We start from the raw sequence: 25,479 nt of genomic DNA, 5'->3' as shown, positions 1-25,479 counted from the left end.
TCTGATCCACCGCTTTCGCGAGCAAGCCCGCTCCCACATTTGACCGTATTTACAATTCGGAAAAGTGGTTTGTTAGGTCTCATCGGAGTCTGGCAATGGCATTACGCGAAGCATGTTTGTGGGAACAACTCACTCCTGGCCGGCCGGATCGTGCCGCGCTCAAGGGCGAGGTAAAAGTGGATGTGTGCGTGATCGGCGCCGGCATCACCGGTTTGTCGGCAGCCATACACTTGCTGGAACAAGGAAAAAGTGTCGCCGTACTCGAGGCCCATCGCACCGGCCACGGTGGTTCGGGGCGCAACGTAGGGCTGGTCAATGCAGGGATGTGGATTCCCCCGGACGAGATCGAAGCCGGTTTTGGTACCGCGGTGGGCAGCCAGCTCAACCGCATGCTCGGCGCGGCACCGTCCCTGGTGTTCAGCCTGATCGACAAATACAACATCGACTGCCAACTGCGTCGCGAGGGCACCTTGCACATGGCGCACAACGCCCGTGGCGAGGCGGATTTGCGCAGTCGTGAGGAACAATGGAAGCGTCGCGGTGCACCGGTGGAGCTGTTGACCGGCGCTGCATGCGAACAAGCCACCGGTACCAAAAAGATTGCTGCCGCCTTGCTCGACCGGCGGGCCGGCACCTTGAACCCGATGGCCTACACCAGTGGTTTGGCCAATGCCGCCGTCGGGCTCGGCGGACAGTTGTTCGATCACTCCCCAGTCACCCAACTGGAACGCCAGGGCCAGCACTGGTCTGTGCAGACTGCCCAGGGCTCCGTACACGCCGAACAAGTGGTAATCGCCTCCAACGCCTACACCGAAGGCGAGTGGACCGAGCTGCGCCGCAACTTTTTCCCCGGTTATTACTATCAGGTGGCGTCGGCCCCTCTGACCGACGACGCCGCCCAACAAATCCTTCCGGGCGGGCAAGGCTCCTGGGACACTCGCCAGGTACTCAGCAGCATCCGCCGCGACGCCGAAGGCCGCCTGCTGCTCGGCAGCCTGGGCAACGGCAACCAGAAACCTGCGTGGTTCCTCAAGGCCTGGGCCGATAGGGTGCAACAGCACTACTTCCCGTACCTCAAACCGGTGCAGTGGGAGTGCACCTGGACCGGCTGCATCGCGTTCACCCCGGACCACTTGATGCGCCTGTTCGAGCCGGCGCCCGGGTTGGTGGCGGTCACCGGTTACAACGGGCGCGGGGTGACGACCGGCAGTGTCGTGGGCAAAGCCTTCGCGGATTATCTGTGTCACCAGGATCCACAGGCACTGCCGATCCCCTTTGCGCCGATGCAGCCGTTGGCCGGTGTGGGCCTGCGCAGCTGTTTGTACGAGGCGGGATTCTCGCTGTATCACGCGGGCCAATGCCTGCGGATCGTGATCTGATCAACGAAATACCCCTCAGAAGCCTGCATTTTCTTAGCCGGCTACTAATCTGTATTGGTGCGAGTCGTAGCAGTAACGCACTGTAAATGTGCACTTCCGTTACGCACGCTGTTACATGTTTAAGGGTGGCCGTTTAGTGGCCGGGTTGCAGTGCTTGATTGGTCGGGTTGCACTTTATGGGTCCAATGGTTGCACCTGGTTGAGATAGACGGTTGCACGTCCAATCAAAAGGCGCCCAAAAACCTGCAATAACAATGACACCGTGTCTTTTTGAATAATAAAAACGTAATGGCACGACGCTTGCTCTGGGCTTTCTCCGAAAGTTTTTGAAGTGAAGCTGCAGTGCCAATTCAACAAAAACCTCGGAGCACCACTCATGTCCCAGACGTTTTACAAGAAAGGTTTTCTAGCCCTCGCCGTTGCTGCGGCGCTGGGTGTTTCTGCGTTTGCTCAAGCTGATGTGAAGATTGGCGTAGCGGGGCCGATGACCGGCGCCAACGCGGCATTTGGTGAGCAGTACATGAAAGGTGCCCAGGCGGCAGCCGATGTCATCAACAAGGCCGGCGGCATCAACGGCGAGCAGATCAAGCTGGTGGCCGGCGATGACGCCTGCGAACCCAAGCAGGCCGTGGCCGTGGCCAACCGCTTGGTTGACCAGGACAAAGTGATTGGCGTGGTCGGGCACTTCTGCTCGTCGAACACTATCCCGGCCTCCGAGGTGTATGCCGATGCGGGCGTGATCATGATCACCCCGGGCTCCACCAACCCGCAGGTTACCGAGCGTGGCCTGTCGGCCGTGTTCCGCATGTGTGGTCGTGACGATCAACAAGGCATCGTGGCCGGCGACTACATCGTCGACGTGCTCAAGGGCAAGAAAGTTGCCGTTATCAACGACAAGGACACCTACGGCAAAGGCCTGGCCGACGCCACTGCGGCGCAGTTGACCAAGCGCGGTGTGAAGCCGGTGCTGGAAGAAGGCCTGACCCGTGGCGAGAAAGATTTCAGCGCCTTGGTTACCAAGATCCGCTCCACCGGTGCTGACGTCGTGTACTTCGGCGGCCTGCACCCGGAAGCCGGCCCACTGGTTCGGCAGATTCGTGAAGCCGGCCTGAAAGACGTCAAGTTCATGTCCGATGACGGCGTGGTGACCGACGAACTGGTGGCCACCGCCGGTGGTGCACAGTACGTGGATGGCGTGTACATGACCTTCGGCGCCGACCCACGCCTGCTGCCAGACAGCAAGACCGTGGTGGAAGAGTTCCGCAAAAATGGCACCGAGCCTGAAGGCTACACCCTGTACGCCTACGCCTCGATCCAGGCCCTGGCCGCCGGTTTCAATGGCGCCAAGTCCGACAAGGGCGAAGACGCAGCCAAATGGCTGAAATCCCACCCGGTCAAAACCGTCATGGGCGAGAAGAACTGGGACGCCAAGGGCGACCTGAAAATCTCCGACTATGTGGTTTACCAGTGGGACAAGGACGGCAAGTATCACCAGCTGGAAAAGCAGAAGTAATAGTTAGCGCGATGGGTTAGACGCCACTTGACCCTGTGGGAACCGGGCTTTTGTGGGGGCTGGCTTGCCTGCGATAGCGTCACCTCGGGTTGACTGACATTCCGAGGTGTCGCTATCGCGGGCAAGCCCGGCGCCCACACACGCCAGCTCCCACACGGGGACTTGGTTGCCAGCCCCTTTTGTGTCTGTCTTTTCCTCCTAGAAGATCCGCACACCCACAGGTGTGCAGGCTCTCACTGCGTGAGATTGCGTTATGGATGGTATTTTCCTGCAGCAACTGGTCAATGGGCTGACCCTCGGGTCGGTCTATGGCTTGATCGCCATCGGCTACACAATGGTCTATGGCATCATTGGCATGATCAACTTCGCCCATGGCGAGGTTTATATGATTTCCGCTTACCTCGCGGCGATCAGTCTGGCACTGCTGGCTTACTTCGGCATCGAATCCTTCCCGCTGCTCATCCTTGGCACCCTGATCTTCACCGTCGTCGTCACCGGCGTCTACGGCTGGGTCATCGAGCGTGTCGCCTACAAACCGCTGCGCAACTCCACCCGACTGGCACCGCTGATCAGCGCCATCGGTATTTCGCTGATCCTGCAGAACTACGCGCAGATCGCCCAGGGCGCCAAGCAACAAGGCATCCCGACGCTGCTGGCCGGCGCCTGGAGAGTCGATATCGGCACCGGCTTCGTGCAATTGACCTACACCAAGGTGTTCATCCTGGTGGCCGCGTTCGTCGGCATGGGCCTGCTGACCTACATCATCAAGTACACCAAGCTCGGCCGCATGTGCCGCGCTACCCAGCAAGACCGCAAGATGGCGTCGATCCTCGGTATCAACACCGACCGGGTCATCTCCTACGTATTCGTGATTGGTGCCGCCATGGCCGCGCTGGCCGGTGTGCTGATCACCCTGAACTACGGCACGTTCGACTTCTATGCCGGCTTCATCATCGGCATCAAGGCATTTACCGCAGCGGTACTCGGCGGCATCGGCTCCCTGCCTGGGGCCATGCTGGGCGGGATCATCCTGGGTATTTCCGAGTCGCTGTTCTCGGGGTTGATCAACTCTGACTACAAAGACGTGTTCAGTTTCTCCCTGCTGGTGGTGATCCTGATTTTCCGTCCCCAGGGCCTGCTCGGTCGCCCACTCGTGGCGAAGGTATAACTATGTCTGCTGCCTACTCTATCGATATCAAGAAAAGTGTCGTCGATGCGGTACTCGCCGGGCTGATTTCGCTGATCGTGTTCGGTCCGATCGTCGGCGTGGTCCTCGACGGCTACAGCTTCAACCTGCAACCGGCGCGTGTCGGCATCCTGGTGGCCATCGTGATGGTCGGCCGGTTCGCCATGAGCCTGTTCCTGCAAACCCCAAGGGGCCTGCGGATTCTGCAAGGGTTTGAAAGCACCGGCTCCGGTGTGCATGTGCTCAAGCCGGACTACAAGTCGCGCCTGCGCTGGATCATCCCGGCGTTGATCGTGATTGCTATCGTGTTCCCGTTCTTTGCCAACAAATACCTGCTGACCGTGGTGATCCTCGGGTTGATCTACGTGTTGCTGGGCCTTGGCCTGAACATCGTGGTCGGCCTGGCCGGGCTGCTCGACCTGGGTTACGTGGCGTTCTACGCCATCGGCGCCTATGGCCTGGCGCTGGGTTACCAGTACCTCGGCCTGGGCTTCTGGTCGGTGCTGCCGCTGGCGGCGATTTGTGCGGCGCTGGCGGGGTGCATACTCGGGTTTCCGGTGCTGCGAATGCACGGCGATTACCTGGCGATCGTGACCCTGGGCTTCGGTGAAATCATCCGCCTGGTGCTGAATAACTGGCTGTCGTTTACCGGTGGCCCGAACGGCATGCCGGTGCCGTCGCCAACGTTTTTCGGCCTGGAGTTCGTGCGCAAGGCGAAGGATGGCGGGGTGCCGTTCCACGAGTTCTTCGGCATCGACTACAACCCCAACATCAAATTCCTGTTCATCTACATCGTGCTGTTCCTGGTAGTGCTGCTGGTGCTGTACATCAAGCACCGCCTGACCCGCATGCCGGTGGGCCGCGCGTGGGAAGCCTTGCGCGAAGACGAAATCGCCTGCCGTTCCATGGGCCTCAACCACGTGCTGGTGAAGCTCTCGGCGTTCACCATCGGCGCGTCCACTGCCGGTCTGGCCGGGGTGTTTTTCGCCAGCTACCAGGGCTTCGTCAACCCGTCGTCGTTCACCTTCTTCGAGTCGGCGCTGATCCTCGCCATCGTGGTATTGGGCGGCATGGGCTCGACCGTCGGCGTGGTGATTGCCGCGTTCGTGCTGACGGTGGCGCCGGAGCTGCTGCGCAGCTTCTCCGAGTACCGCGTGCTGCTCTTCGGCGTGTTGATGGTGGTGATGATGATCTGGCGACCACGAGGCCTGATTCGTATCAGCCGTACCGGTGTTGTCCCGCGTAAAGGAGTGGCGCCATGAGCAAGGAAGTCGTTCTTTCCGTGGAACACCTGATGATGCACTTTGGTGGCATCAAGGCCTTGAGCGACGTAAGTCTCAAGGTCAAGCGCAACTCGATCTTCGCCCTGATCGGTCCCAACGGTGCCGGCAAGACCACCGTGTTCAACTGCCTGACCGGTTTCTACAAAGCCTCCGGCGGCAAGATCGAACTCAATGTGCGCGGCAAGCAGACCAACGTGATCCAACTGCTGGGCGAGCGCTTCAAGGCCACCGACTTTGTCTCGCCGAAAAGCTTCGTCAGCCGGGTGTTCTACAAGATGTTCGGCGGCACTCACCTGGTGAACCGGGCGGGTTTGGCGCGCACCTTCCAAAACATTCGCCTGTTCAAGGAAATGTCGGTGGTGGAGAACCTGCTGGTGGCCCAGCACATGTGGGTCAACCGCAACATGCTCGCGGGCATCCTCAATACCAAGGGCTACCGCAAGGCTGAAAGCGATGCCCTCGACCATGCGTTCTACTGGCTGGAAGTGGTGGACCTGGTGGACTGCGCCAACCGCCTGGCCGGCGAGCTGTCCTACGGCCAGCAGCGCCGCCTGGAAATCGCTCGTGCCATGTGCACCCGGCCGCAGATTATTTGCCTCGACGAACCGGCCGCCGGCCTCAACCCCCAGGAAACCGAAGCCCTCAGCGCGATGATTCGCCTGCTGCGGGACGAGCACGACCTGACGGTGGTGCTGATCGAACACGACATGGGCATGGTGATGAGTATTTCCGACCACATCGTGGTGCTGGACCACGGCAACGTGATTGCCGAGGGCGGGCCGGAAGCGATCCGCAATGATCCGAAGGTGATCGCGGCTTATCTGGGCGCTGACGAAGAGGAGCTGGTATGAGTGAGCCAATCCTCGAACTGAAAGACCTGGACGTGTTCTACGGCCCGATCCAGGCCCTGAAGAAAGTTTCGCTGCACATCAACGAAGGCGAAACCGTGAGCCTGATCGGCTCCAACGGCGCGGGTAAATCCACGCTGCTGATGTCGATCTTTGGCCAGCCACGGGCCGAGTCCGGGCAGATCATCTACCGCGGCGTCGACATTACCCACAAGTCGTCCCACTACATCGCCTCCAACGGCATTGCGCAGTCGCCGGAAGGGCGGCGGGTGTTCCCCGACATGACCGTCGAGGAAAACCTGCTGATGGGCACCATCCCGATTGGCGACAAGTTCGCCACCGAAGACATGCAGCGCATGTTCGAGCTGTTCCCGCGGCTCAAGGAGCGGCGCAACCAGCGGGCGATGACCATGTCCGGTGGTGAACAGCAGATGCTTGCCATCGCCCGCGCACTGATGAGCCGGCCCAAGCTGTTGCTGCTGGACGAGCCAAGCCTGGGGCTGGCGCCGATCGTGGTGAAGCAGATCTTTTCCACGCTGCGGGAGCTGGCGTCTACCGGCATGACCATCTTCCTGGTGGAGCAGAACGCCAACCATGCGTTGCGCTTGTCGGACCGGGCGTACGTGATGGTCAACGGCGAGATTCGCCTTACCGGCACCGGCAAGGAGCTGCTGGTGAATGAGGAGGTGCGTAACGCCTACCTCGGCGGGCATTAAGTCGTTCGCAGGTCCAATGTGGGAGCGGGCTTGTGTGGGAGCGGGCTTGCTCGCGAAGACGGTGGGTCAGTCACATGTGCATTGACTGATACGCCGCTTTCGCGAGCAAGCCCGCTCCCACACAAGCCCGCTCCCACATTTTTTTGCGTCGCCTGCAGGCTTTCCTGAAATTGTGGACAACAAATCCGGGCACCTGCCAAAGCGCGACATATAGCCGCCGCAAATCCCTGTTTTGTCACAGTTTTGACTTGTCCCCAAGCACTGTGGAACCGGCTGTGGGTAACGTGGGAGTAGCTGGCTGGAGGCCTTTGTTTTCGTGGCTTTCAGCGCGGTGGTTGTTTATTGATCAGTGAGTTTTTCGTGACCAACCGAGGGGTTTGTCAACCTGTTTAAAGACACAGGTATATGACCGGAATATGTCACTCCGGCCTGTGGATAAGTCTGTGACTAAACTCTGGAAAGAGTGCCGCAGAGGCCGGAATGACTGGCCTGGAGCCATCGTCCTGGTTGCACCGTTTTGAACCGGGCTACATACGGGCTGCGCAAGGTCAAGCAAAAAACTTTTTGAATCGCGCTGAAAGCCTTGTGTCGCGCGGCTTTCAGCTTTTGTACTTGCCCCCAAAGACTGTGGACGGGGCTGTGGATAAGGTGCGCGCACATGGCTGCACGCCACGGCCTGTATGGCTTTCGGGCGATTGGTTGAATTTCGTACAGCATGAGCGGCATTCACCTGTGTCCACAGCGTGTATCAGTTGCCGCCAGCCCGGCAGCCGGGCATTCTGCTGGCTGATTTTTTACCTCGTAGCCCCGCAAGGAGAACACCATGTCCGATACGCTGTTTATTACTGGCGCGACCTCCGGTTTTGGCGAAGCCTGTGCCCGCCGTTTTGCCGAAGCCGGCTGGAAACTGGTGCTCACCGGCCGCCGCGCAGAGCGCTTGAACGCCCTGTGCGCCGAGCTTTCCAAGCAGACCGAAGTGCTCGGCCTGGTGGTGGACGTGCGTGACCGCAAGGCCATGGAAGAGGCGATCGCCAACCTGCCGCCGTCCTTTGCCACGCTGCGCGGGCTGATCAACAACGCCGGCCTGGCGGTGGGCACCGACCCTGCGCCGAAGTGCAGCCTCGACGATTGGGAAACCATGGTCGACACCAACATCAAGGGCCTGCTGACCACCACCAGCCTGCTGTTGCCGCGCTTGATCGCCCACGGCCGTGGCGCTGGCATCATCAACCTCGGTTCCATTGCCGGCAGCTACCCGTACCCGGGCAGCCACGTGTATGGCGGCACCAAGGCCTTCGTCAAACAGTTCTCGCTGAACCTGCGTTGCGACCTGCAGGGCACCGGCGTGCGCGTGACCAACATCGAGCCGGGCCTGTGTGAGAGTGAGTTCTCGCTGGTGCGCTTTGCCGGTGACCAGGCGCGTTATGACGCGACTTATGCCGGTGCCGAGCCGATCCAGCCGCAGGACATTGCGGATACGATCTTCTGGGTGCTTAACACCCCGGCACACGTGAACATCAACCGCCTGGAGCTGATGCCAGTGAGCCAGACCTGGGCCGGGTTTGCGATTGAGCGTGGCGCCAAGGCCTAAGTCCGTCGAGCTGTTGTGGCGAGGGAGCTTGCTCCCGCTGGGCTGCGAAGCGGCTCTGGCTTTTTTGGGGCGGCTTCGCCGCCAGCGGGAGCAAGCTCCCTCGCCACAGGGTTTTTGTCAGCCTGGAAAATGCGGCAAATCGGCCAAAACAGGACATAAGGTACACTCCACCCCTGAAAACCCCGCCGCGCTGTGCGGTTCAAAGGTTTTGACAGGAGGATATGTGAGTAACCGAGGTGAGCAGTCGCTGCTCAAACAATCGACCATCCTGATGTTCGCCGTGGCGATCGCCGGGATTGTCACGGGGGTGGTGTCGGGCGCCCAATCGATTTTATTCGACGGCTTTTTCTCGCTGATCGCCACCGCCATCAAGGTGCTGATGCTGATCACGGCCAAGCTGATCGCCAAGAAAAGCAACGAACGTTTCCAGTTCGGCTACTGGCACCTGGAACCCATGGTGCTGCTGATCGAGGGCAGCTTTTTGCTGTTGATCGCCATCTACGCGTTTCTCAACGGCGTGTTCGGCATTATCAATGGCGGGCGCGATATCGAGTTGGGCCTGGTGATCATCTATGCGGCGGTATTTACCGTCGTCGAGTTCGCCTATTTTTTCTACGTGCGTTACCGCAATCGCACGCTCAAGTCGTCGCTGATCCAGTTCGACAACATCAGTTGGTTGGTGGACGCGATGCTGTCGGTGGGGCTGCTGGTGAGCTTCCTGGCGGCGCTGTTGCTCAAGTCCCAGGGCTATGGGCAGTGGGCGGTGTATGTCGACCCGTTGATCCTGATCCTGCTGGCGTTGAGCATGCTGGCGCCGGCCTTCAAGATCCTGCGCCCGGCGCTACGCGACGTGTTGGGGATTGTGCCGGACCAGTTGGACGGCAAAGTGCGCGAAGTGATGGAGGCGGCCCAGGCCAGGCATGGTTTCGATGGTTACGTGTCCTACGTGCAGAAGCACGGGCGGGCGCGGTTTATCGAGATTCATGTGGTGCTGCCGGCGGATTACCCGGTGGATAACGTCGCCACCCTGGACGGGCTGCGCGAAGAAATATCCACAGGGTTGGGCAAGCCCGACGCGGCCCGCTGGCTGACGATCAGTTTTACCGGGGACCGCAAATGGATTGCGTAAGGCCCAGGTAGCACGTCGCCAAGTGGTAAGGCGTGGTCGACGGCATGTCCCGCCGGCTCACGTGCCCCTTGGCATCCAGGCACTCATTCCAGCCTTTGTCGTGCAGGAAGCGTTGTTGCAGCGCCAGCAATTGGCGTTGCAGCACGGCTTCACTGTCGGGCCGCAAGGTCAGCGCCCGCAGGTATTCGGCCTGGGCCCAGATGCGCTGGGTGCCGTCGCGCACGCTGCCGTCCAGGGCGAGCATGCCGCTGACCGCACCGGTCAGGTTATCCACACCCTTTTGCTCGGCATAGGTGAACGCTTTGTTCAGCGATGTGTGCAGCGGTGTGCCCCGCAGCAAATCCGAAGATTCCAGCAGGAAGAACCATTCGAACTGATGCCCCGGTTCAAACCAGTTATCCACAGCGCCCAGCGGTTTTTCCATCATCACCCCGTGTTGGCGGTCGATGAAGCGCTTCTGCATGGCGTTGGCCAGGTCCAGCAACGCGTCTTGGGTGACGGCGTCCTCCCGCACGGCCAACGTGGCGAGGAAACCTTCGGCAAGGTGCATCAGCGGGTTTTGCAGAGGGCCAGACTTGAGGGATGACCAGTTACGTTCCAGCACCGCTTCGTACAGGCCGTCGCCGGTGGCGAAGCGTTCGGCGACCACTTCCAGGGCGGCGTCGAGTACCGATTCCACCAGCGATTCACGTACCTTGGCCCAATAGTGGGCGCAGGCGAAGATGATGAAGGCGTGGGTGTAGAGGTCCTTGCGCTTATCCAGCGGCTTGCCGTGGGCGTCGATGCTGTAGAACCAGCCGCCGTGCTCGGCGTCGTGGAAGTGCCGTTGCAGGGAACGGAACAACGCGGCGGCGCGCTCCTCGGCAAAGGCTGCGCCGGGTTCACCGATCAGGCTGGCAAACAGGTACAACTGCCGTGCGCAGGCCATGGCGCGATAGCGTTGCGGGGGCAAAGGCCGATGATCGGCGTCCAGGGCCTCATAGGGCAGCGCCAGGTCGGCATTCCAGCCCGGGCCTTGCCAGAGCGGCACGATCAGGTCGTGGAAGTGCGTCAACACGGCGGTCAATTGAGGCTTGAGGGCGGAGCTTGGAGCGATGGGCATCGGCTGGCGTCGTCACGGCAGGGGTGTTTGCGCGACATGGTATCAGGCTTGGGATCGGTGTTGTCTTTACTGCTGCCTTCGCGAGCAAGCTCGCTCCCACATTCGATCGAGTTCCATTGTTGGAATGCAGTCGACTGTGGGAGCGGGCTTGCTCGCGAAGGGGCCCTCAGGAGCACCGAAAATCAGGCAGCGAGCAACCAAACCCCGGTCGCCGCCGAAGCCGCACCCGCCACCCGCACCAACGGCGCAGCCGCCGCCGGCAGGAAACGCACCACGGCATAACCGGCAGCATGCAAAACCGCCGTCGCACCCACAAACCCTATGGCATACGCCCAAGGGCTGGACATGTCCGGCAGCTCCAAACCATGGGCCACGCCATGGAACAGTGCAAACAGCGCCGTCGCCGCCACCGCCACGAACAACGGCGGCCGCACCGCCAGCGCTACCGCCAGGCCCAGCGCCAGCACCGACGCGGCAATCCCGCTTTCCAGCGCCGGCAGTTCCAGCCCTTCAAAGCCCAGCATCCCGCCGATCAGCATGGTGCCGACAAACGTGCACGGCAGCGCCCAGCGCGCCGAGCCTTTTTGTTGAGCGGCCCACAGGCCCACGGCGACCATTGCCAGCAAGTGGTCGATGCCGCCCAGCGGGTGGCTGATACCGGCCACCAGGCCGTTGTCGCCATGGCCGGGGTGGGCGAAGGCGAGGGCGGGAGTGAGCAGCAAGGCTGCGGCAGCGAGAAGTGTATTGAGGCGCATGGACAGGCTCCTTGTGGGGGTTGATCAGGCTGCGGTCAGCAAGCCCTGGCGTTCGATGAAGGCGACGATTTCTTCCAGGCCGACGCCGGTTTTCTGATTGCTGAAGACGAAAGGTTTACCGCCGCGCATGCGCTGGGTATCGCTGTTCATCAGTTCCAGGGATGCGCCTACCAGCGGCGCCAGATCGATCTTGTTGATCACCAGCAGGTCGGATTTGCAGATTCCCGGCCCGCCTTTGCGCGGCAGCTTGTCGCCGGCCGACACATCGATCACGTAGATGGTCAGGTCCGACAGTTCCGGGCTGAAGGTGGCCGACAGGTTGTCGCCGCCGGATTCCACCAGGATCAGGTCCAGGCCGGGAAAGCGACGGTTGAGTTGGTCTACTGCTTCGAGGTTGATGGAGGCGTCTTCGCGAATCGCGGTGTGGGGGCAGCCGCCGGTTTCCACACCGATGATGCGCTCGGGCGCCAGGGCCTGGTTGCGCACCAGGAAGTCGGCGTCTTCGCGGGTGTAGATATCGTTGGTGACCACCGCCAGGTTGTAGCGATCACGCAGGGCCAGGCACAGGGCCAGGGTCAGGGCGGTCTTGCCGGAGCCGACCGGGCCGCCGATGCCGACGCGCAGGGGTTGGGTGTTCATGTGATTCTCCAAGATAAAGTGCCCTAGGAACGGAACAGGCGGCTGTACTGGCGCTCATGGGCCATGCACGCCAGGGACAGGCCAAACGCGGCGCTGCCGTAGTGATTGGGGTCAAGCTGGCTGGCGTCCTGCTGGGCTTGTTGCAGCAGCGGCAGCAGTTCGCTGGTCAGGCGCTGGGCGGCTTGTTGGCCCAGAGGCAGCGTCTTCATCAGCACCGCCAATTGGTTTTCCAGCCAACTCCACAGCCAGGCGGCCAGGGCGTCATCCGGGCTGATCTGCCAGGCGCGGGCGGCCAGGGCCCAGCCCAGCGCCAGGTGCGGTTCGGAACGCTGTGCCAGGAACTCTCGGGCGGCGTCATCCAGCTCCGGTAAACCGTTCAATAGCTGGTGCAGGGAATAGCCCATCTGCCGGCTTTCCTGATAAAGCTCGCGGGTTTCACGGCTGGCGCGGTGTTCCTCACACAACTGCGCGAGGCGCGACCAGTCCTGTTCGGCCACGGCCTGGCAGTGGGCGAGCAGCAGTGGCGCTTCGAAGCGCGCCAGGTTGAGCAACAGTTGATCGCTGATCCAGCGCCCGGCACTTGCCGGGTCGGTCACGCGGGCTTGCTCTACGGCCATTTCCAGGCCCTGGGAATAGCTGTAGCCACCAATCGGCAGCTGCGGACTGGCCAGACGCAACAGCGCCCAGGCTGGGTTCATAGGCGTACGCCGAACTGGTGCAGCTTGGGCGGGTAGTTGAAGTCTTCGTCGCCATGGCGGGAGTGGTGGTGGCCGCCGCCATAGGCGCCGTGTTCCGGCTGGAAGGGGGCCTCGATGGTCTCGGTCGTCGCGCCCAACTGATCGAGCATGGCCTTGAGCACGTAGTCATCGAGCAGGCGCAGCCAACCGTCACCCACTTGCAGCGCCACGTGGCGGTTGCCCAGGTGATAGGCGGCGCGGGTCAGTTCAAAGGCATTGCCGCAGGTGACGTGCAGCAGTTGTTCAGGCCGGGCGCACACGCGTACGACACGTCCGTCTTCAGCCTGTAGGAATTCGCCATCGTGCAGCGGCGGTTGGCCGCGCTCCAGAAACAGGCCGACGTCTTCTCCGTCGGCACTGAAACAGCGCAGGCGGCTTTTGCTGCGGGCTTCGAAATTCAGCAGCAACTCTGCGGCCCAGACGGGTTGGGGGGCGATTCGGCGGTGGATCACCAGCATCAGAAAGCTTCCAGCTATGAGCGATAAGCAAGCTAGAGCAAGGGTCTTGCCAACCACGCGGGGAGTAGGAATTCCCTGTAGGCAGGCGACTTGTGCCACCTGATGGCGCAGGAAATTATTCCAAAATGTTTCATTTTGGTGCGTGGTTGGATTTATAGCACCGGATCCGGGCGCTCGGCGTTGAATTCCATTGCTTGGTGCATGAATTTTCTTTCATCTTTTTTTGAGTTTTGATTGCTTGGGACTTTTCCTACGCACTTGCAGGATTTGCCGTGCGTTGCGTTACGCGCTGTTTCATTAGGATTCCGCTCCGTATTTAATCTTCAGCGGTTTCCACCATGTACAAGTCATTTTTCTGTTTACTCATTGTCAGTTTGTCGCTCGCCATTTCATCTGCTTCGGCCAACCTTCAGCGTGCCCCGGCATTCGCGCCGCCACCTTCTATCGACAACGTGATCGACCGCGCCCACGAGCTGTTGGGCACGCCCTATAAATTGGGCGGCGCTTCGGTGAAGCAGGGCTTCGATTGCAGCAGCTTCCTGGTGTACCTGTTCAAGACCGAAGCCAACATTCATCTGCCTCGCACCACCTCGGCGATGCACCGCTCAACCGCGGCCACGGTCAAGCGCAATGCGTTGCAACCGGGTGATGCGGTGTTTTTCAGGGGCAATGGGCGCGGCCAGGTCAGCCACGTTGGTCTCTATATAGGAGAGGGCAAGTTCATCCACTCGCCGCGCACGGGGAAAAGCGTGCGCATCGACTCACTGGCCAACAGCTATTGGAACCGGAACTACACCACCGCCAAGCGTTTTCACACCGTGCGCTGAGTTATTCGGTGCTGCCCAGGCCTTGCCAATGCTTGAGGCCGATAAAGATGAAGCGCAGCTGCTGGGTGATCTTGGCTTGTGGCGTGAGGTGCGCAGGCAGCGCTTCGGCGGGCGGGTCGATAATGTCGGGCAGGGTGGCGAACACGCTCTTGACGATCAGGTCGGCCATCACGTGCAGGCCGTCGGCATCCAGGTGCTGGAGCTTGGGCATCAGGGTCAGGTCGGCGGCGAGGTCGCTGGCGATGTCTTCACGCAGGGCACCAATGGCTTGGCGAACGGCGAGGCTGCCACCGTATTGCTCGCGGGCCAGGAACAGGAATTGCGAACGGTTGGCGGCGACCACATCAAGGAAAATCCGCACCGAGGCATCAATGATGCCGCCCATCACGAATTCGTTGTGGCGCACCAGGCGAATCGTCGCGCGAAAGGTCTGGCCGACTTCGCTGACCAATACCAGGCCCAACTGATCCATATCGGCAAAGTGACGGTAGAAACCGGTGGGCACGATGCCGGCGGTCTTGGCCACTTCACGCAGGCTGAGGCTGCCGAACCCACGGCCACACTCCATCAGATGGCGGGCTGCGTCCATCAGGGCGAGTCGGGTCTGTTGCTTCTGTTCGGCGCGGGGCAGCATTGGCAGGCGGGCTTTGTGGACAAGGACAGCGACGCACTCTAGCAAATCAGCTTTGCCAGCGTCGAACTTCAAAAGGGAGAAGGGCGTTGCGGTTCACACAAAGTCAAAGCCCGATCGGCTGATCGGGCTTTTTTCCAGGGCCAGCACGGGCTTAGCTCTGTGCTTGATGCAGTTCTGCCAGACGGTCAGCACCGCCTTCCACTACGCCGTCAGCATAAGCGCGTTTGTTGGCGCGGCTCGAACCATCTTCAACCAGGCCTTTCTGTTCCAGGCGATCACGGCCACCTTCGGCAACAGCGTTGCGTTCCATCAGGCGATCAGCGCCACCTTCAACCAGGCCTTTCTGTTCCAGACGGTCACGGCCACCTTCAGCAACGCCTTCGGTGTAAGCACGTTTGTTGGCTTGTTCCGAACCGTTTTCAGTGATGCTGCCGTTGTAGTCGGTGTTGTTCTTGTCCGAAGCGCCGCTGCGAGCCAGGGTTTGGCTGAAGTGGGAAGCGTCGGCTTTCACTTGTGGGGTTGCCTGTTCAGCAGCTGGCAGGGCAAATGCGCTGGTGGCCAGGAGGGAAAGTGCAAAGCTTGCGAGTATTTGGCGTTTCATGATGGGTTGCTCCTTGGGAGGGCGATAAATTGGGTACAGGGCTAATGCTACTCTTGATAAGTCGATATAAAAGTTCATAAACACAATGGTAATAATCAACAGAATTGATTGTTCCCTGCGAAGGCTCTATCTCGCAGGTCTCAAGCCCGCGCTTTTGCACCGAGGTGGGTATTTTCGACACGAACGTGGGTAACAACGGTGCGTCGTTGATGATTGAAACTGTCTGGTTGGTCAGGAAAGGCGGTTTTTATGAGTAATTCATCAATGGGGTTAAACCCCCGCGCCGTTTGTCAGTCGTAGCCATATAAGCTGTAGTCAAAACGCGCGCCGCAAAGCGCCCGCTCAGTCGTAACCTGGAGTCCTGTGCAATGACGCGCACTCGTAAAATTCTCGCCTGGAGCTGCGCCAGCTTCGTTTTGTTAATCGCCATTGTGGTGTTGGTCCTGGTGTTCTTTGACTGGAACCGGATCAAGCCGCCCCTCAACGCCAAGGTCTCCGAAGAACTGCATCGACCGTTTGCCATCAATGGCAACCTGGCCGTGGTGTGGCAGCGCGAGCCCGATGAAGGCGGCTGGCGCGCCTGGATTCCGTGGCCCCATGTGATTGCCGAAGACCTGACCCTGGGCAATCCCGACTGGTCGAAAGCCCCGCAGATGGTCACCCTCAAGCGCGTGGAGTTGCGTATCTCGCCCCTGGCGTTGCTGGCCCAGCGCGTGGTGATCCCGCGTATCGACCTCACCGAACCGAGTGCGCAGTTGCAGCGCCTGGCCGATGGCCGCGCCAACTGGACCTTCAAGTTCGACCCCAAGGACCCGAATGCCGAACCGTCCAACTGGGTGGTGGACATCGGCGCCATCGGCTTCGACAAAGGCCATGTGACCCTCGACGACCAGACTCTCAAGACCCAGCTCGACGTCGTGATCGACCTGCTCGGCAAGCCGATCCCCTTCGGCGAGATCGTCGGCGATGCCGACGCCAGGAAAGCCCTGGAAAAAGGCTCGGCGCCGCAGGATTACGCGTTCGGCCTCAAGGTCAAGGGCCAATACCACGGCCAGAAACTCGATGGCACCGGCAAGATCGGTGGCCTGCTGGCCTTGCAGGACGCGGCCAAGCCGTTCCCGCTGCAAGCCCAGGCCAGGATCGGCGACACCAGCATCGCGCTGGCCGGCACCCTGACCGACCCGATGAACCTCGGCGCCCTCGACCTGCGCCTCAAGCTCTCCGGCAGCAGCCTGGGCAACCTGTACCCCCTGACCGGCGTGACCCTGCCGGATTCGCCGGCCTATTCCACCGACGGCCACCTGATCGCCAAGTTGCATGAGGCCAGTGGCGCGTCGTTCCAGTATGAAAACTTCAACGGCAAGATCGGCAACAGCGACATCCACGGCAACCTCGGCTACGTCGCCAGCCAGCCGCGGCCCAAGCTCACCGGGGCGCTGGTCTCCAACCAGTTGTTGATGACCGACCTGGCACCGCTGATCGGTGCCGACTCCAACGCCAAGCAAAAAGCCCGTGGCGGCGAAAGCAAGCAGCCGGCGACCAAGGTGCTGCCGGTGGAAGAGTTCCGCACCGAGCGCTGGCGCGACATGGATGCCGACGTCGAATTCACCGGCAAACGCATCGTCCACAGTGCCGAATTGCCGTTCACCGATCTCTACACTCACCTGGTGCTGAACGACGGGCAGTTGAGCCTGGAGCCCCTGCGTTTCGGCGTGGCCGGCGGCAAGCTCGACGCGCAGATTCGTCTCAACGGGCGCACCACGCCGATGGAAGGCCAGGCCAGACTCACCGCGCGCAACTTCAAGCTCAAGCAGTTGTTCCCGACCTTCGAGCCGATGAAAACCAGCTTCGGTGAGCTCAACGGCGACGCGGACATTTCCGGACGCGGCAACTCCGTCGCGGCATTGCTTGGCACGTCGAATGGCGATCTGAAAATGTTGATCAACGACGGCGCCATCAGCCGCGGACTGATGGAAATCGCCGGGCTCAACGTCGGCAACTACGTGGTCGGCCGCCTGTTTGGCGACAAGGAAGTGAAGATCAACTGTGCGGCCGCAGACTTCGGCATCAAGTCGGGCCTGGCGACGACTCGCCTGTTTGTGTTCGATACCGAGAACGCGATCATCTACATCGATGGCACCGCGAACATGGCCAGCGAGCAGCTTGACCTGACCATTACCCCGGAGTCCAAAGGCTTCCGCCTGTTTTCCCTGCGCTCGCCGTTGTACGTCAACGGGCCGTTTATCAAACCGAATGCTGGCGTGAAGGCGGTGCCGCTGATGCTGCGTGGTGCGGGCATGGTTGCCTTGGGTGTGATTGCCGGCCCGGCGGCGGGCTTGCTGGCGCTGGTGGCACCGAGCGGCGATGAGCCGAACCAGTGTGCGCCGCTGCTGCAACAGATGAAGGAAGGCAAGGCACCGAAGACGGTGAAAGGCTAGCTGACAAAACCGTGAACCAAATGTGGGAGCGGGCTTGCTCGCGAAGGCGGTGGATCAGTCAAGAATGTTCCGACTGACCCACCGCCTTCGCGAGCAAGCCCGCTCCCACATGGGTTTTGCGGTGTTAGCTGTGTTAGTTACAGGTCCTTCAGAATATCCGCCATGTCGTCGGCGTGTTCTTCTTCCTGGGCCAGGATGTCTTCGAAGATCCGGCGAGTGGTCGGGTCTTTGTCACCGATGTACTGGATGATTTCGCGATAGCTGTCTACCGCGATGCGCTCGGCCACCAGGTCTTCGTAGACCATCTCCTTCAGCGTATTGCCGGCCACGTACTGCGCGTGGGAATTCTTCGACAGCAAGTCGGGGTTGAACTCCGGCTCGCCACCCAACTGCACGATACGCTCGGCCAACTTGTCGGCGTGTTCGGCTTCCTGGGTGGCGTGCTCGAGGAACTCCTCGGCGGCGACATGCGCCTTGACGCCATTGGCCATGAAGTAGTGGCGCTTGTAGCGCAGCACGCACACCAGCTCGGTGGCCAGCGATTCGTTGAGCAGACGCAGGATTTCCTGGCGGTCGGCGTCATAACCTTCGGTCACGGCACCGTTTTCGACGTTCTTGCGGGCGCGGTCACGTAAAGTGGCTACGTCAGACAAATGTGAGTCAGTCATCTCATTCTCCTGGTACTAATCCGGTTTTGCGCCACGCTCTGCCGGCGTGATCGCTCCAAGTTGTGAGTCCCAGGCAACGCAAAAAGTTTTATCGGATTTTACAGAGCGTGCCCCGACAGCCGCGCTTCCTCCTGCAACCACTCAAAAAACGCCCGGACCGGCGGGTGCCGTTCCCGTCCCGGTACGCACAGGGCGCTGTAGCCGGCGCCGTTGACGCGGACCTGTGGCCGGTAAGGCACCAGCAACCCGCTGGCGACGCTTTCCGAGACCAGGATATTGCTCGCCAGCACCAGGCCCTGGCCGGCGATGGCCGCTTGCAGGGCGTAGTGTTCTTCGTCGTATTCGCGCAGCGGCGAAGTGGATTGCAACCAGTCTTCCCCGGCCTTTTCGCACCAGGCCTGCCAGCCCAGGGCGTACAGCCTGGAGTTGTGCCAGCGCACGCTGATCAGGGTCGGGGTGCGCTCGCGCGCCAGGGCGACTTGTTCGGGGGAGCCATACACGGCGAAACATTCGTCGAACAGGCACAAACCGTAGAGGTTCGTGTAGTCGTCGATGCTGTAGCGGATCACCAGGTCGACGCTGGCATCCTGCTGTAAATCGACCACGGCGCAGTTGGTGTCCAGGCGCAGGCTGATATCCGGATGGGCGGCATAGAAGCGCCCGAGTCGCGGCACCAGCCACAGAGCGGCAAACGCCGGCGTAGTGGAGAGCGTGAGATTGCCGGCGCTGCGTTGCGGGCGCAGGGTGTCGACGCTTTGCGCGACGTCCAGCAAGGCGCCGTGCAGGCTGTGGAACAGGCGCTCGCCGCGTTCCGTCAGGCGCACCTGGCGCGGCAGGCGCTCGAACAGCGGTACGCCGAGCCAGGTTTCCAGGGAGCGAATCTGATGGGACACCGCCGTCGGCGTGACCGACAACTCCTGGGCGGCGGCCTTGAAGCTCAACAGGCGCGAGGCCGATTCAAAGGCGCGCAGGGCGGTCAGGGGCAGCGAAGCAAACATGTGTGGCTCCATGGATGAATTCAGTTCATCCAAAACAACTATTGCTCATTTGTGAGGGTGGCCGCTCGGCTCTAGATTTATGCGCAACAGGGGCAGCCATTCAGGTTGCCTGAGTCTAGCGTGTGAAGGCCTACAGATGAAAAAAATGCTTGCGATCCATTCCAGTCCCCGCGGCGAACGTTCCCACTCCCGGCGCCTTGCCGAGGTGTTCCTGGCCGCCTGGCACACCGCCAATCCCGACGCGCAGCTGACCCGCCGCGAAGTGGGCCGGGCGTCTATCCCCCACGTCAGCGAAGCGTTCATTGCCGCCAGCTTCCACCCGGAGCCGCAGGCGATGCCGTTGTCCATGCACGCCGATTTGCAACTGAGCAATGAGCTGGTAGCCGAACTCGTCGAGCACGAACTGCTGGTGATTTCCGTACCGATGTACAACTTCGGGATTCCCAGCGGCCTCAAGGCCTGGATCGACCAGATCGTGCGCATGGGCCATACCGTGGACATCACCCAGGACAGCCAGGGTATCGCCCAGTACCAGCCGTTATTGTTGGGCAAAAAGGCCTTGATCATCACCAGTCGCGGCGGCAGCGGCTTTGGCCCGGGCGGGGAAAACGAGGCGATGAACCACGCCGATCCGCACCTGCGGACCGCGTTGGGGTTCATCGGCATTGAAGACGTCACGGTGATCGCCGCAGAAGGCGAAGAGTCCGACCCGAGCGTTTTCCGCCGTTCCTGCGATGCAGTCGAGGGGCAACTGCGCGACCTGGCCGGGAGCTTCTGAAGTGTCGTGGCTTTTCCTGCTGATCGCCGCCGGCTTTGAGGTGACCTTCGCCATGGGCATGAAGTACGCCGATGGTTTCACCCGGCTGTGGCCGTCGCTGGTCACCGTCGTCGCGGCCGTGGGCGGGATCTACTTCCTGACCCTGGCCATGCGTGAGTTGCCGGTGAGCGTGGCCTACCCGATCTGGACCGCCATTGGCTCACTGGGCACGGTGTTTCTCGGGTTCGCGTTGCTGGGGGAGAGCCTGACGCTGATCAAGCTGGTGTCGGTGGGCTTGATCGTCGCCGGAGTGGTGGGGCTCAAGTAGCTTCCTGCGCGCTGACATTGCTGCGAACCGGCGTCGTCCAGCGCTCCGACAAAATCACCCCGCCCAGGGTCAGCAAGCCGCCCACCAGGTGATACATCGCCAGTTGCTCCTTCAACACCACTGCGGCAATCAACGCGGTGATCAGCGGCAGCAGGTTGAAAAACAGCGTGGTGCGGCTTGGGCCGAGGGTCTTCACCGAATGCATCCAGGCCAGCGGCGCGAGCATCGAGGCCAGCAGGCAGGCGTACAGCACCAGCGGGATATTCGACCAGCCAAGGCCGGCCTTGTCGGAGAGCAGGAACAGCGGAAACAACACCACCACCGCCACCAGCACCTGCAGGTACAGCAACACCAGTGGCGGCAAGCGCAGCTGCCATTTTTTCAGCAGGGTGCTGTAGACCGCGTAGGCGAGGGTGGCCACCAGCATCATCGCGTCACCCATATTCAGCCCGTGTTGCAGGAGGGTGCTGAGACTACCGGCGGAAACCACCACTACCACGCCGGCAAACGACAGCACGGCACCGGTCAGGGCGCCGAAGGTCAGGCGCTGGCCAAGGCTGATGATTGCGGCGGTGAGAGCCATCAGTGGCATCAGCGAGAGGATAATGCCCATGTTGGTGGCCGAGGTCAGGTTCGCGGCGTAATACGCCAGGCTCTGGTACACCGCCATGCCCAGCACGCCGAGGATGAAGATCTTACCCAGGTTGGGACGAATCAGCGGCCAGTTGGCGATGACGGGTTTGAGCATGAACGGGGTAAACAGCAGGCCGGCCAGCAGCCAGCGGTAAAAACCGATCTCGGCAGGGAAAATCGTCCCCACCGCGAGTTTGTTGACCACGGTATTGCCGGCCCAGATAAAAATGGCCAGTAACGGATAAGCGTATTGCATCGAAAAGAACCAGTTGCGTCTATGAGCGGTGATTATCCTTTGTCTGGATCGAAGCCTATACTTCGATCCAGCCATCCGACCTTTGTATCCAGACAACATGCTCAAGAAGTACATCAACCTTCCCGATTTTGACCAGTTGCCGGCCCCGGTGTATTTCCGTTATTCGGAATTCGAGGCTGACACCCATGCCAGTGCGCACCAGCATGCCTGGGGTTCCCTGGACTACTCGGCCCGTGGCGTGATGCGCTTTGAAGTGGCCGGCAGTCGCTTTATGTCGCCGCCGCAATATGCGGTATGGATCCCACCCAACACCCAGCACAGTTCCTACAACGCCCAGGCGATCGTCTACCGCTCCGTATATCTGGCGCCCGCCTTGTGCGAGCAATTGCCGGCGCAGCCGTGCACCCTGACCATCAGCGATATCCTCAAGGCGATCCTCAGTGATTTCGCCGAGCGTGACGTCAACATTCCCGAGAACGAAGCCGACGTGCGCCTGGCCCAGGTGCTGGTAGACCAGCTCAGGCAGGCCCCGGTGCACGATTGTTTCCTGCCGTATGCCAGCCATCCCGGGTTGCTCAGTGTGCTGGAGGGCATGCAGGCCGACCCTGGCGATAACCGCGCGCTGGCCCAGTGGGCGCAGCAGGTGCATGTCAGTGAGCGCACCCTGGCGCGGCAATTTGTGCGTGAGCTGGGGATGAGCTTCGGCGAATGGCGCCAACGCCTGCGGTTCCTGGCGTCGATCGAAGCGCTGGACAGCGCGCGCAGCGTCCAGGAAGTCGCGTTTGACCTGGGCTACAGCACGGCCTCGGCGTTTATCGCGATGTTCCAGCGCCAGGCCGGCTGCACGCCGGAGCAGTATCGCCGGACCCATATACGCGGCAGGAAGGTGTAACAGGGTTTGACTACACTGCTGGGGAGGCCGTGCCCCTCGGCACGGTAACAGGGAGAAAACTCCATGAAGATGCTGCGTATTCCGCTGTTGATGATGGGCCTGCTGCTGTGTTCCCAAGGCTTTGCCGCGACTGCCGCACAGACGGCTCAGCAACAAAAAATGACCACCTGCAACGCCGAAGCCAAGACCAGTGGCAAGACCGGTGATGATCGCAAGGCGTTCATGAGCAACTGCCTCAAGGCGGCCCCGGCGGCCAACGACGCCAAGACCCTGACCCCACAGCAACAGAAGATGAAAGATTGCAACGCCACCGCGAAAACCCAGGCGCTGACCGGCGATGCGCGTAAAACCTTTATGAGCACCTGCCTGAAGAAATAATGATGCAGAACTCTGTGGGCGCTGGCTTGCCCAAGATTGCGACCTGACAGTCGATGCCTATGTTTGGCTGACCCACCGCCATCGCAGGCAAGCCAGCTCCCACATTGGACCGTGTTTAGACTTCTCGCTTGATTCACCCAAGGCTGGCAGACTGCCCATCCTTTAACGCCGTTCGTTTTGAGGCTGTATGCCAACGTTTTCTCAGCGTCACGTGTTGTTGTTGGTCAGTTGCGTGCTGATTTTTGGCGGGCTGCTGCTGGTTTTGCCGTTGAAGTTGCTGCCGAGCCTGCTGGCCGGGCTGCTGGTGTATGAGCTGGTCAACATGCTCACCCCGCAGTTGCAGCGGTTGATCGAAGGCCGGCGTGCGCGCTGGTTGGCGGTAGCCTTGCTGGGGACCTTGATCGTCAGCATTCTGACCCTGATCTTTGCCGGGGCCATCAGTTTCCTGCTGCACGAAGCGGAAAACCCGGGGGCCTCCCTCGATAAGTTCATGGGCGTGGTCGACCGTGCCCGCGGCCAGTTGCCGCCGTTCCTCGACGCCTACCTGCCGGCCAGCGCCGCCGAGTTCCGCGTGGCCATCGGCGAATGGCTGAGCAAACACCTCAGCGAACTGCAACTGGTGGGCAAAGACGCCGCGCACATGTTCGTGACCTTGCTGATCGGCATGGTGCTGGGGGCGATCATCGCCCTGCAACGGGTGCCGGACCTGACCAAGCGCAAACCCCTGGCGGCCGCGCTGTTTGATCGCCTGCACCTGCTGGTCCAGGCCTTTCGCAACATCGTTTTCGCGCAGATCAAGATCGCCGCGCTGAACACCGCGTTCACCGCGATCTTCCTCGCGGTGGTGCTGCCGTTGTGCGGGATCCACCTGCCGTTGACCAAGACGTTGATCGTGCTGACGTTCCTGCTGGGCCTGCTGCCGGTGATCGGCAACCTGATGTCCAACACCCTGATCACCATCGTGGCCTTGTCGCTGTCGATCTGGGTGGCGGTGGCGGCGTTGGGCTACCTGATCGTGATCCACAAGGTCGAGTACTTCCTCAACGCGCGGATCGTCGGCGGGCAGATCAGTGCCAAGTCGTGGGAATTGTTGCTGGCGATGCTGGTGTTCGAAGCCGCGTTCGGCCTGCCGGGGGTGGTGGCGGGGCCGATTTATTATGCGTACTTGAAGAGTGAGTTGAAGCTGGCGGGGATGGTTTAGGCATTGATGTTGCCTGAACTGGCCCCTTCGCGAGCAAGCCCGCTCCCACATTTGACCGAGTTCCAACTTTGGAATGCAGCCGAATGTGGGAGCGGGCTTGCTCGCGAAGGGCGCGCCACGGTTTCAGCTAAAACTCAGTAGCCGTAGCGCTTGCTGGCCTCAATCGCCAGACCACTGCCAATACTGCCAAAGATGTTCCCTTCCACGTGCTGCGCATTCGGCAGCATCGCCGAGATGCTGTGGCGCAGCGCCGGAATCCCGCTGGAACCCCCGGTAAAGAACACCGTGTCCACCTGGGCCACGTCCACCGAGGCGTCGTTGAGCAGTTGCGTCACCGCATTGCGCACCCGCTCCAGCAAGCCATCGATGGCCGACTCGAACAGCGCCCGGCTCAATTCCACGCTCAACCCCGGCTCGACCCGGTCCAGCAACACATGGCGGCTGTCCTGCCGGGTCAACTGGATCTTGGTTTCTTCCACTTCCATCGCCAACCAGTGCCCGGCGCGCTGCTCGATCAGGTTGAACAGGCGGTCGATGCCACCCGTGTCCTCGATGTCGTAGCGCATGCTGCCCAGCGCCAGCTTGGATTTCTGCGAGTACACCGAGTTGATGGTGTGCCAGGTCGCCAGGTTCATGTGATGGCTGGTGGGCATATAGGCGCCGCTCTTCATGCGGCTGCCGTAGCCGAACAGCGGCATCATGCCGGCCAGCGAGAGCTGCTTGTCGAAGTCGGTACCGCCGATGTGCACACCGCCGGTGGCGAGGATGTCGTCGTGGCGGTTGTCGATCTGGCGGCGCTCGGGCGACAGGCGCACCAGGGAGAAGTCGGAGGTACCCCCGCCGATGTCGACAATCAGCACCAGCTCTTCTTTCTCGATGGTGGACTCGTAGTCGAAGGCCGCGGCAATCGGTTCGTACTGGAACGAGATGTCCTTGAAGCCGATCTTGCGGGCCACGTCCACCAGGGTGTTCTCGGCTTCCTGGTCGGCCATCGGGTCGTCGTCGACGAAAAATACCGGACGGCCCAGCACCACTTCGTCGAACTCACGCCCGGCGGTGGTCTCGGCGCGGCTCTTGAGTTGGCCGATAAACAGCGCCAGCAGGTCGGTGAACGGCATGGCCGTGCCCAATACACTGGTGTCGTGCTTGATCAGCTTGGAACCCAGCAGGCTCTTGAGCGAGCGCATCAGCCGGCCTTCGTAGTTTTCCAGGTACTCGTGCAGGGCCAGGCGACCGTACACCGGGCGGCGCTCTTCGAAGTTGAAGAACACCACCGACGGCAGCGTGATCTTGTCGTCCTCCAGCGCGATAAGCGTTTCCATGCCGGGACGAATCCAGCCGACGGTGGAGTTGGACGTGCCGAAGTCGATACCGCAGGCACGGGCTGGGGATGGGTTTTTCATGTCAATCGGGTTCCGGTTGAAAAACGGCCGCGCAGTGTATGCCACCCGCGTGCAGATGCGTAGGCCGACTATCCGCTAAATACAACGCACTTGTTACCTTGAAAGCCCGGCCTTTGCCCCCAAATCCTC

At 61.1% G+C, this 25,479-nt stretch carries 26 protein-coding genes; 15 read left to right on the top strand and 11 right to left on the bottom strand.

All coding sequences use genetic code 11. From position 1 onward, the window contains the following. The first annotated feature begins 95 nt into the window (after positions 1 to 95). The 8 genes from ACIOMR_RS16675 to ACIOMR_RS16640 all read left to right on the top strand — a co-directional run bounded on the left by ACIOMR_RS16675 (position 96) and on the right by ACIOMR_RS16640 (position 9,645). Positions 96 to 1,379: an NAD(P)/FAD-dependent oxidoreductase gene (locus ACIOMR_RS16675; protein WP_401195285.1), complete on the top strand. Its 1,284-nt coding sequence runs from the start codon at positions 96 to 98 to the stop codon at positions 1,377 to 1,379. A 376-nt stretch (positions 1,380 to 1,755) separates the two neighbouring features. Beyond that, a complete protein-coding gene (locus ACIOMR_RS16670; protein WP_003217449.1) occupies positions 1,756 to 2,892 on the top strand; it encodes a branched-chain amino acid ABC transporter substrate-binding protein in 1,137 nt (378 codons plus the stop codon). Positions 2,893 to 3,145: 253 nt separating this feature from the next. Beyond that, positions 3,146 to 4,060: an ABC transporter permease subunit gene (locus tag ACIOMR_RS16665; RefSeq protein ID WP_003217447.1), complete on the top strand. Its 915-nt coding sequence runs from the start codon at positions 3,146 to 3,148 to the stop codon at positions 4,058 to 4,060. A gap of 2 nt (positions 4,061 to 4,062) precedes the next feature. Then, positions 4,063 to 5,340 carry a high-affinity branched-chain amino acid ABC transporter permease LivM gene (livM, locus tag ACIOMR_RS16660; protein WP_003217445.1) on the top strand — a complete coding sequence of 426 codons (1,278 nt, stop codon included), beginning with the start codon at positions 4,063 to 4,065 and terminating at the stop codon, positions 5,338 to 5,340. Then, positions 5,337 to 6,212, top strand: coding sequence for an ABC transporter ATP-binding protein (locus tag ACIOMR_RS16655; RefSeq protein ID WP_003217442.1), 876 nt, complete (start codon positions 5,337 to 5,339; stop codon positions 6,210 to 6,212). The genes livM and ACIOMR_RS16655 overlap by 4 nt, the downstream gene beginning before the upstream one ends. Then, positions 6,209 to 6,925 (top strand): ABC transporter ATP-binding protein, encoded by a 717-nt coding sequence (locus ACIOMR_RS16650; protein ID WP_003217439.1) that lies wholly within the window; start codon positions 6,209 to 6,211, stop codon positions 6,923 to 6,925. Before ACIOMR_RS16655 ends, ACIOMR_RS16650 begins: the two co-directional genes overlap by 4 nt. 823 nt (positions 6,926 to 7,748) lie before the next feature. After that, positions 7,749 to 8,516, top strand: a complete 768-nt coding sequence (locus tag ACIOMR_RS16645) for an SDR family oxidoreductase (protein ID WP_008439080.1) — start codon at positions 7,749 to 7,751, stop codon at positions 8,514 to 8,516. A gap of 223 nt (positions 8,517 to 8,739) precedes the next feature. Further along, entirely contained in the window at positions 8,740 to 9,645 is a 906-nt protein-coding gene (locus tag ACIOMR_RS16640) for a cation diffusion facilitator family transporter (protein ID WP_401195279.1), read from the top strand. Here the strand turns inward: ACIOMR_RS16640 and ACIOMR_RS16635 are convergent. The 5 genes from ACIOMR_RS16635 to ureE form a co-directional block, all read right to left on the bottom strand. After that, complete coding sequence (locus ACIOMR_RS16635) at positions 9,617 to 10,747, bottom strand: AGE family epimerase/isomerase (protein WP_008439078.1); 1,131 nt, start codon at positions 10,745 to 10,747, stop codon at positions 9,617 to 9,619. The genes ACIOMR_RS16640 and ACIOMR_RS16635 overlap by 29 nt on opposite strands. Positions 10,748 to 10,929: 182 nt before the next feature. After that, entirely contained in the window at positions 10,930 to 11,502 is a 573-nt protein-coding gene (locus ACIOMR_RS16630) for a HupE/UreJ family protein (protein WP_087692463.1), read from the bottom strand. A 24-nt stretch (positions 11,503 to 11,526) separates the two neighbouring features. After that, complete coding sequence (gene ureG / locus ACIOMR_RS16625; protein WP_003217431.1) at positions 11,527 to 12,141, bottom strand: urease accessory protein UreG; 615 nt, start codon at positions 12,139 to 12,141, stop codon at positions 11,527 to 11,529. 23 nt (positions 12,142 to 12,164) lie between these two features. After that, positions 12,165 to 12,839: an urease accessory protein UreF gene (locus ACIOMR_RS16620; RefSeq protein ID WP_401195275.1), complete on the bottom strand. Its 675-nt coding sequence runs from the start codon at positions 12,837 to 12,839 to the stop codon at positions 12,165 to 12,167. Further along, positions 12,836 to 13,336 (bottom strand): urease accessory protein UreE, encoded by a 501-nt coding sequence (ureE, locus tag ACIOMR_RS16615; protein ID WP_008439076.1) that lies wholly within the window; start codon positions 13,334 to 13,336, stop codon positions 12,836 to 12,838. The genes ACIOMR_RS16620 and ureE overlap by 4 nt, the downstream gene beginning before the upstream one ends. Before the next feature lie 338 nt (positions 13,337 to 13,674). Here ureE and ACIOMR_RS16610 point away from each other — a divergent pair, with 338 nt between their 5' ends. Continuing rightward, the gene (locus tag ACIOMR_RS16610) at positions 13,675 to 14,163 is read left to right on the top strand and encodes a C40 family peptidase (RefSeq protein WP_087692460.1); all 489 of its coding nucleotides are present in this window, start codon (positions 13,675 to 13,677) and stop codon (positions 14,161 to 14,163) included. 1 nt (position 14,164) lies between these two features. On the opposite strand, the gene ACIOMR_RS16605 is transcribed toward ACIOMR_RS16610, so the two are convergent. Continuing rightward, a complete protein-coding gene (locus ACIOMR_RS16605) occupies positions 14,165 to 14,797 on the bottom strand; it encodes a TetR family transcriptional regulator (RefSeq protein ID WP_003217423.1) in 633 nt (210 codons plus the stop codon). Between the two features lie 151 nt (positions 14,798 to 14,948). Beyond that, positions 14,949 to 15,398, bottom strand: coding sequence for a hypothetical protein (locus ACIOMR_RS16600; protein WP_003217421.1), 450 nt, complete (start codon positions 15,396 to 15,398; stop codon positions 14,949 to 14,951). Between the two features lie 368 nt (positions 15,399 to 15,766). Here ACIOMR_RS16600 and ACIOMR_RS16595 point away from each other — a divergent pair, with 368 nt between their 5' ends. Beyond that, complete coding sequence (locus ACIOMR_RS16595; RefSeq protein ID WP_003217419.1) at positions 15,767 to 17,836, top strand: AsmA family protein; 2,070 nt, start codon at positions 15,767 to 15,769, stop codon at positions 17,834 to 17,836. Between the two features lie 137 nt (positions 17,837 to 17,973). Here the strand turns inward: ACIOMR_RS16595 and ACIOMR_RS16590 are convergent, their stop codons facing one another. Both ACIOMR_RS16590 and ACIOMR_RS16585 read right to left on the bottom strand, forming a co-directional pair. Then, the gene (locus ACIOMR_RS16590) at positions 17,974 to 18,504 is read right to left on the bottom strand and encodes a bacterioferritin (protein ID WP_003217418.1); all 531 of its coding nucleotides are present in this window, start codon (positions 18,502 to 18,504) and stop codon (positions 17,974 to 17,976) included. Between the two features lie 98 nt (positions 18,505 to 18,602). Then, the gene (locus ACIOMR_RS16585; RefSeq protein ID WP_102367992.1) at positions 18,603 to 19,514 is read right to left on the bottom strand and encodes a LysR substrate-binding domain-containing protein; all 912 of its coding nucleotides are present in this window, start codon (positions 19,512 to 19,514) and stop codon (positions 18,603 to 18,605) included. A 124-nt stretch (positions 19,515 to 19,638) separates the two neighbouring features. Here ACIOMR_RS16585 and ACIOMR_RS16580 point away from each other — a divergent pair, with 124 nt between their 5' ends. After that, complete coding sequence (locus tag ACIOMR_RS16580) at positions 19,639 to 20,280, top strand: FMN-dependent NADH-azoreductase (RefSeq protein ID WP_087693121.1); 642 nt, start codon at positions 19,639 to 19,641, stop codon at positions 20,278 to 20,280. 1 nt (position 20,281) lies between these two features. After that, on the top strand, positions 20,282 to 20,587 hold the full coding sequence (locus ACIOMR_RS16575; protein ID WP_003217412.1) for a multidrug efflux SMR transporter: 306 nt from the start codon (positions 20,282 to 20,284) through the stop codon (positions 20,585 to 20,587). On the opposite strand, the gene ACIOMR_RS16570 is transcribed toward ACIOMR_RS16575, so the two are convergent. Continuing rightward, a complete protein-coding gene (locus ACIOMR_RS16570) occupies positions 20,580 to 21,476 on the bottom strand; it encodes a DMT family transporter (RefSeq protein WP_401195267.1) in 897 nt (298 codons plus the stop codon). The two genes, ACIOMR_RS16575 and ACIOMR_RS16570, sit on opposite strands and share 8 nt — an antisense overlap. 97 nt (positions 21,477 to 21,573) lie before the next feature. Between ACIOMR_RS16570 and ACIOMR_RS16565 the strand changes: the two genes are divergently transcribed. From ACIOMR_RS16565 to ACIOMR_RS16555, 3 genes are all read left to right on the top strand, one after another. Further along, entirely contained in the window at positions 21,574 to 22,368 is a 795-nt protein-coding gene (locus tag ACIOMR_RS16565) for a helix-turn-helix transcriptional regulator (RefSeq protein ID WP_003217407.1), read from the top strand. A gap of 63 nt (positions 22,369 to 22,431) precedes the next feature. Next, positions 22,432 to 22,746, top strand: a complete 315-nt coding sequence (locus ACIOMR_RS16560) for a PsiF family protein (RefSeq protein WP_003217404.1) — start codon at positions 22,432 to 22,434, stop codon at positions 22,744 to 22,746. 187 nt (positions 22,747 to 22,933) lie between these two features. Beyond that, on the top strand, positions 22,934 to 23,947 hold the full coding sequence (locus tag ACIOMR_RS16555) for an AI-2E family transporter (protein WP_003217402.1): 1,014 nt from the start codon (positions 22,934 to 22,936) through the stop codon (positions 23,945 to 23,947). Positions 23,948 to 24,081: 134 nt separating this feature from the next. Here ACIOMR_RS16555 and ACIOMR_RS16550 read toward each other — a convergent pair whose 3' ends face one another. Then, a complete protein-coding gene (locus tag ACIOMR_RS16550) occupies positions 24,082 to 25,350 on the bottom strand; it encodes an Hsp70 family protein (protein WP_003217400.1) in 1,269 nt (422 codons plus the stop codon). Positions 25,351 to 25,479: the final 129 nt, after the last annotated feature.

Source organism: Pseudomonas sp. NPDC087814 (genome assembly GCF_044742865.1).
Taxonomy (GTDB): Bacteria; Pseudomonadota; Gammaproteobacteria; order Pseudomonadales; family Pseudomonadaceae; genus Aquipseudomonas.
The sequence above is the reverse complement of the archived record's forward strand: the minus strand, read 5'-3'. Positions and strand labels throughout refer to the sequence as shown.

Coding starts and splice junctions, on each gene's coding strand:
- ACIOMR_RS16605 (WP_003217423.1), bottom strand. CDS start 14,797: ATGCTGCCCCGCGCCGAACAGAAGCAACAGACCCGACTCGCCCTGATG.
- ACIOMR_RS16650 (WP_003217439.1), top strand. CDS start 6,209: ATGAGTGAGCCAATCCTCGAACTGAAAGACCTGGACGTGTTCTACGGC.
- ACIOMR_RS16570 (WP_401195267.1), bottom strand. CDS start 21,476: ATGCAATACGCTTATCCGTTACTGGCCATTTTTATCTGGGCCGGCAAT.
- ureG (WP_003217431.1), bottom strand. CDS start 12,141: ATGAACACCCAACCCCTGCGCGTCGGCATCGGCGGCCCGGTCGGCTCC.
- ureE (WP_008439076.1), bottom strand. CDS start 13,336: ATGCTGGTGATCCACCGCCGAATCGCCCCCCAACCCGTCTGGGCCGCA.
- ACIOMR_RS16560 (WP_003217404.1), top strand. CDS start 22,432: ATGAAGATGCTGCGTATTCCGCTGTTGATGATGGGCCTGCTGCTGTGT.
- ACIOMR_RS16675 (WP_401195285.1), top strand. CDS start 96: ATGGCATTACGCGAAGCATGTTTGTGGGAACAACTCACTCCTGGCCGG.
- ACIOMR_RS16645 (WP_008439080.1), top strand. CDS start 7,749: ATGTCCGATACGCTGTTTATTACTGGCGCGACCTCCGGTTTTGGCGAA.
- ACIOMR_RS16565 (WP_003217407.1), top strand. CDS start 21,574: ATGCTCAAGAAGTACATCAACCTTCCCGATTTTGACCAGTTGCCGGCC.
- ACIOMR_RS16550 (WP_003217400.1), bottom strand. CDS start 25,350: ATGAAAAACCCATCCCCAGCCCGTGCCTGCGGTATCGACTTCGGCACG.
- ACIOMR_RS16585 (WP_102367992.1), bottom strand. CDS start 19,514: ATGGAGCCACACATGTTTGCTTCGCTGCCCCTGACCGCCCTGCGCGCC.
- ACIOMR_RS16670 (WP_003217449.1), top strand. CDS start 1,756: ATGTCCCAGACGTTTTACAAGAAAGGTTTTCTAGCCCTCGCCGTTGCT.
- ACIOMR_RS16610 (WP_087692460.1), top strand. CDS start 13,675: ATGTACAAGTCATTTTTCTGTTTACTCATTGTCAGTTTGTCGCTCGCC.
- livM (WP_003217445.1), top strand. CDS start 4,063: ATGTCTGCTGCCTACTCTATCGATATCAAGAAAAGTGTCGTCGATGCG.
- ACIOMR_RS16630 (WP_087692463.1), bottom strand. CDS start 11,502: ATGCGCCTCAATACACTTCTCGCTGCCGCAGCCTTGCTGCTCACTCCC.
- ACIOMR_RS16635 (WP_008439078.1), bottom strand. CDS start 10,747: ATGCCCATCGCTCCAAGCTCCGCCCTCAAGCCTCAATTGACCGCCGTG.
- ACIOMR_RS16580 (WP_087693121.1), top strand. CDS start 19,639: ATGAAAAAAATGCTTGCGATCCATTCCAGTCCCCGCGGCGAACGTTCC.
- ACIOMR_RS16555 (WP_003217402.1), top strand. CDS start 22,934: ATGCCAACGTTTTCTCAGCGTCACGTGTTGTTGTTGGTCAGTTGCGTG.
- ACIOMR_RS16665 (WP_003217447.1), top strand. CDS start 3,146: ATGGATGGTATTTTCCTGCAGCAACTGGTCAATGGGCTGACCCTCGGG.
- ACIOMR_RS16600 (WP_003217421.1), bottom strand. CDS start 15,398: ATGAAACGCCAAATACTCGCAAGCTTTGCACTTTCCCTCCTGGCCACC.
- ACIOMR_RS16590 (WP_003217418.1), bottom strand. CDS start 18,504: ATGACTGACTCACATTTGTCTGACGTAGCCACTTTACGTGACCGCGCC.
- ACIOMR_RS16620 (WP_401195275.1), bottom strand. CDS start 12,839: ATGAACCCAGCCTGGGCGCTGTTGCGTCTGGCCAGTCCGCAGCTGCCG.
- ACIOMR_RS16595 (WP_003217419.1), top strand. CDS start 15,767: ATGACGCGCACTCGTAAAATTCTCGCCTGGAGCTGCGCCAGCTTCGTT.
- ACIOMR_RS16655 (WP_003217442.1), top strand. CDS start 5,337: ATGAGCAAGGAAGTCGTTCTTTCCGTGGAACACCTGATGATGCACTTT.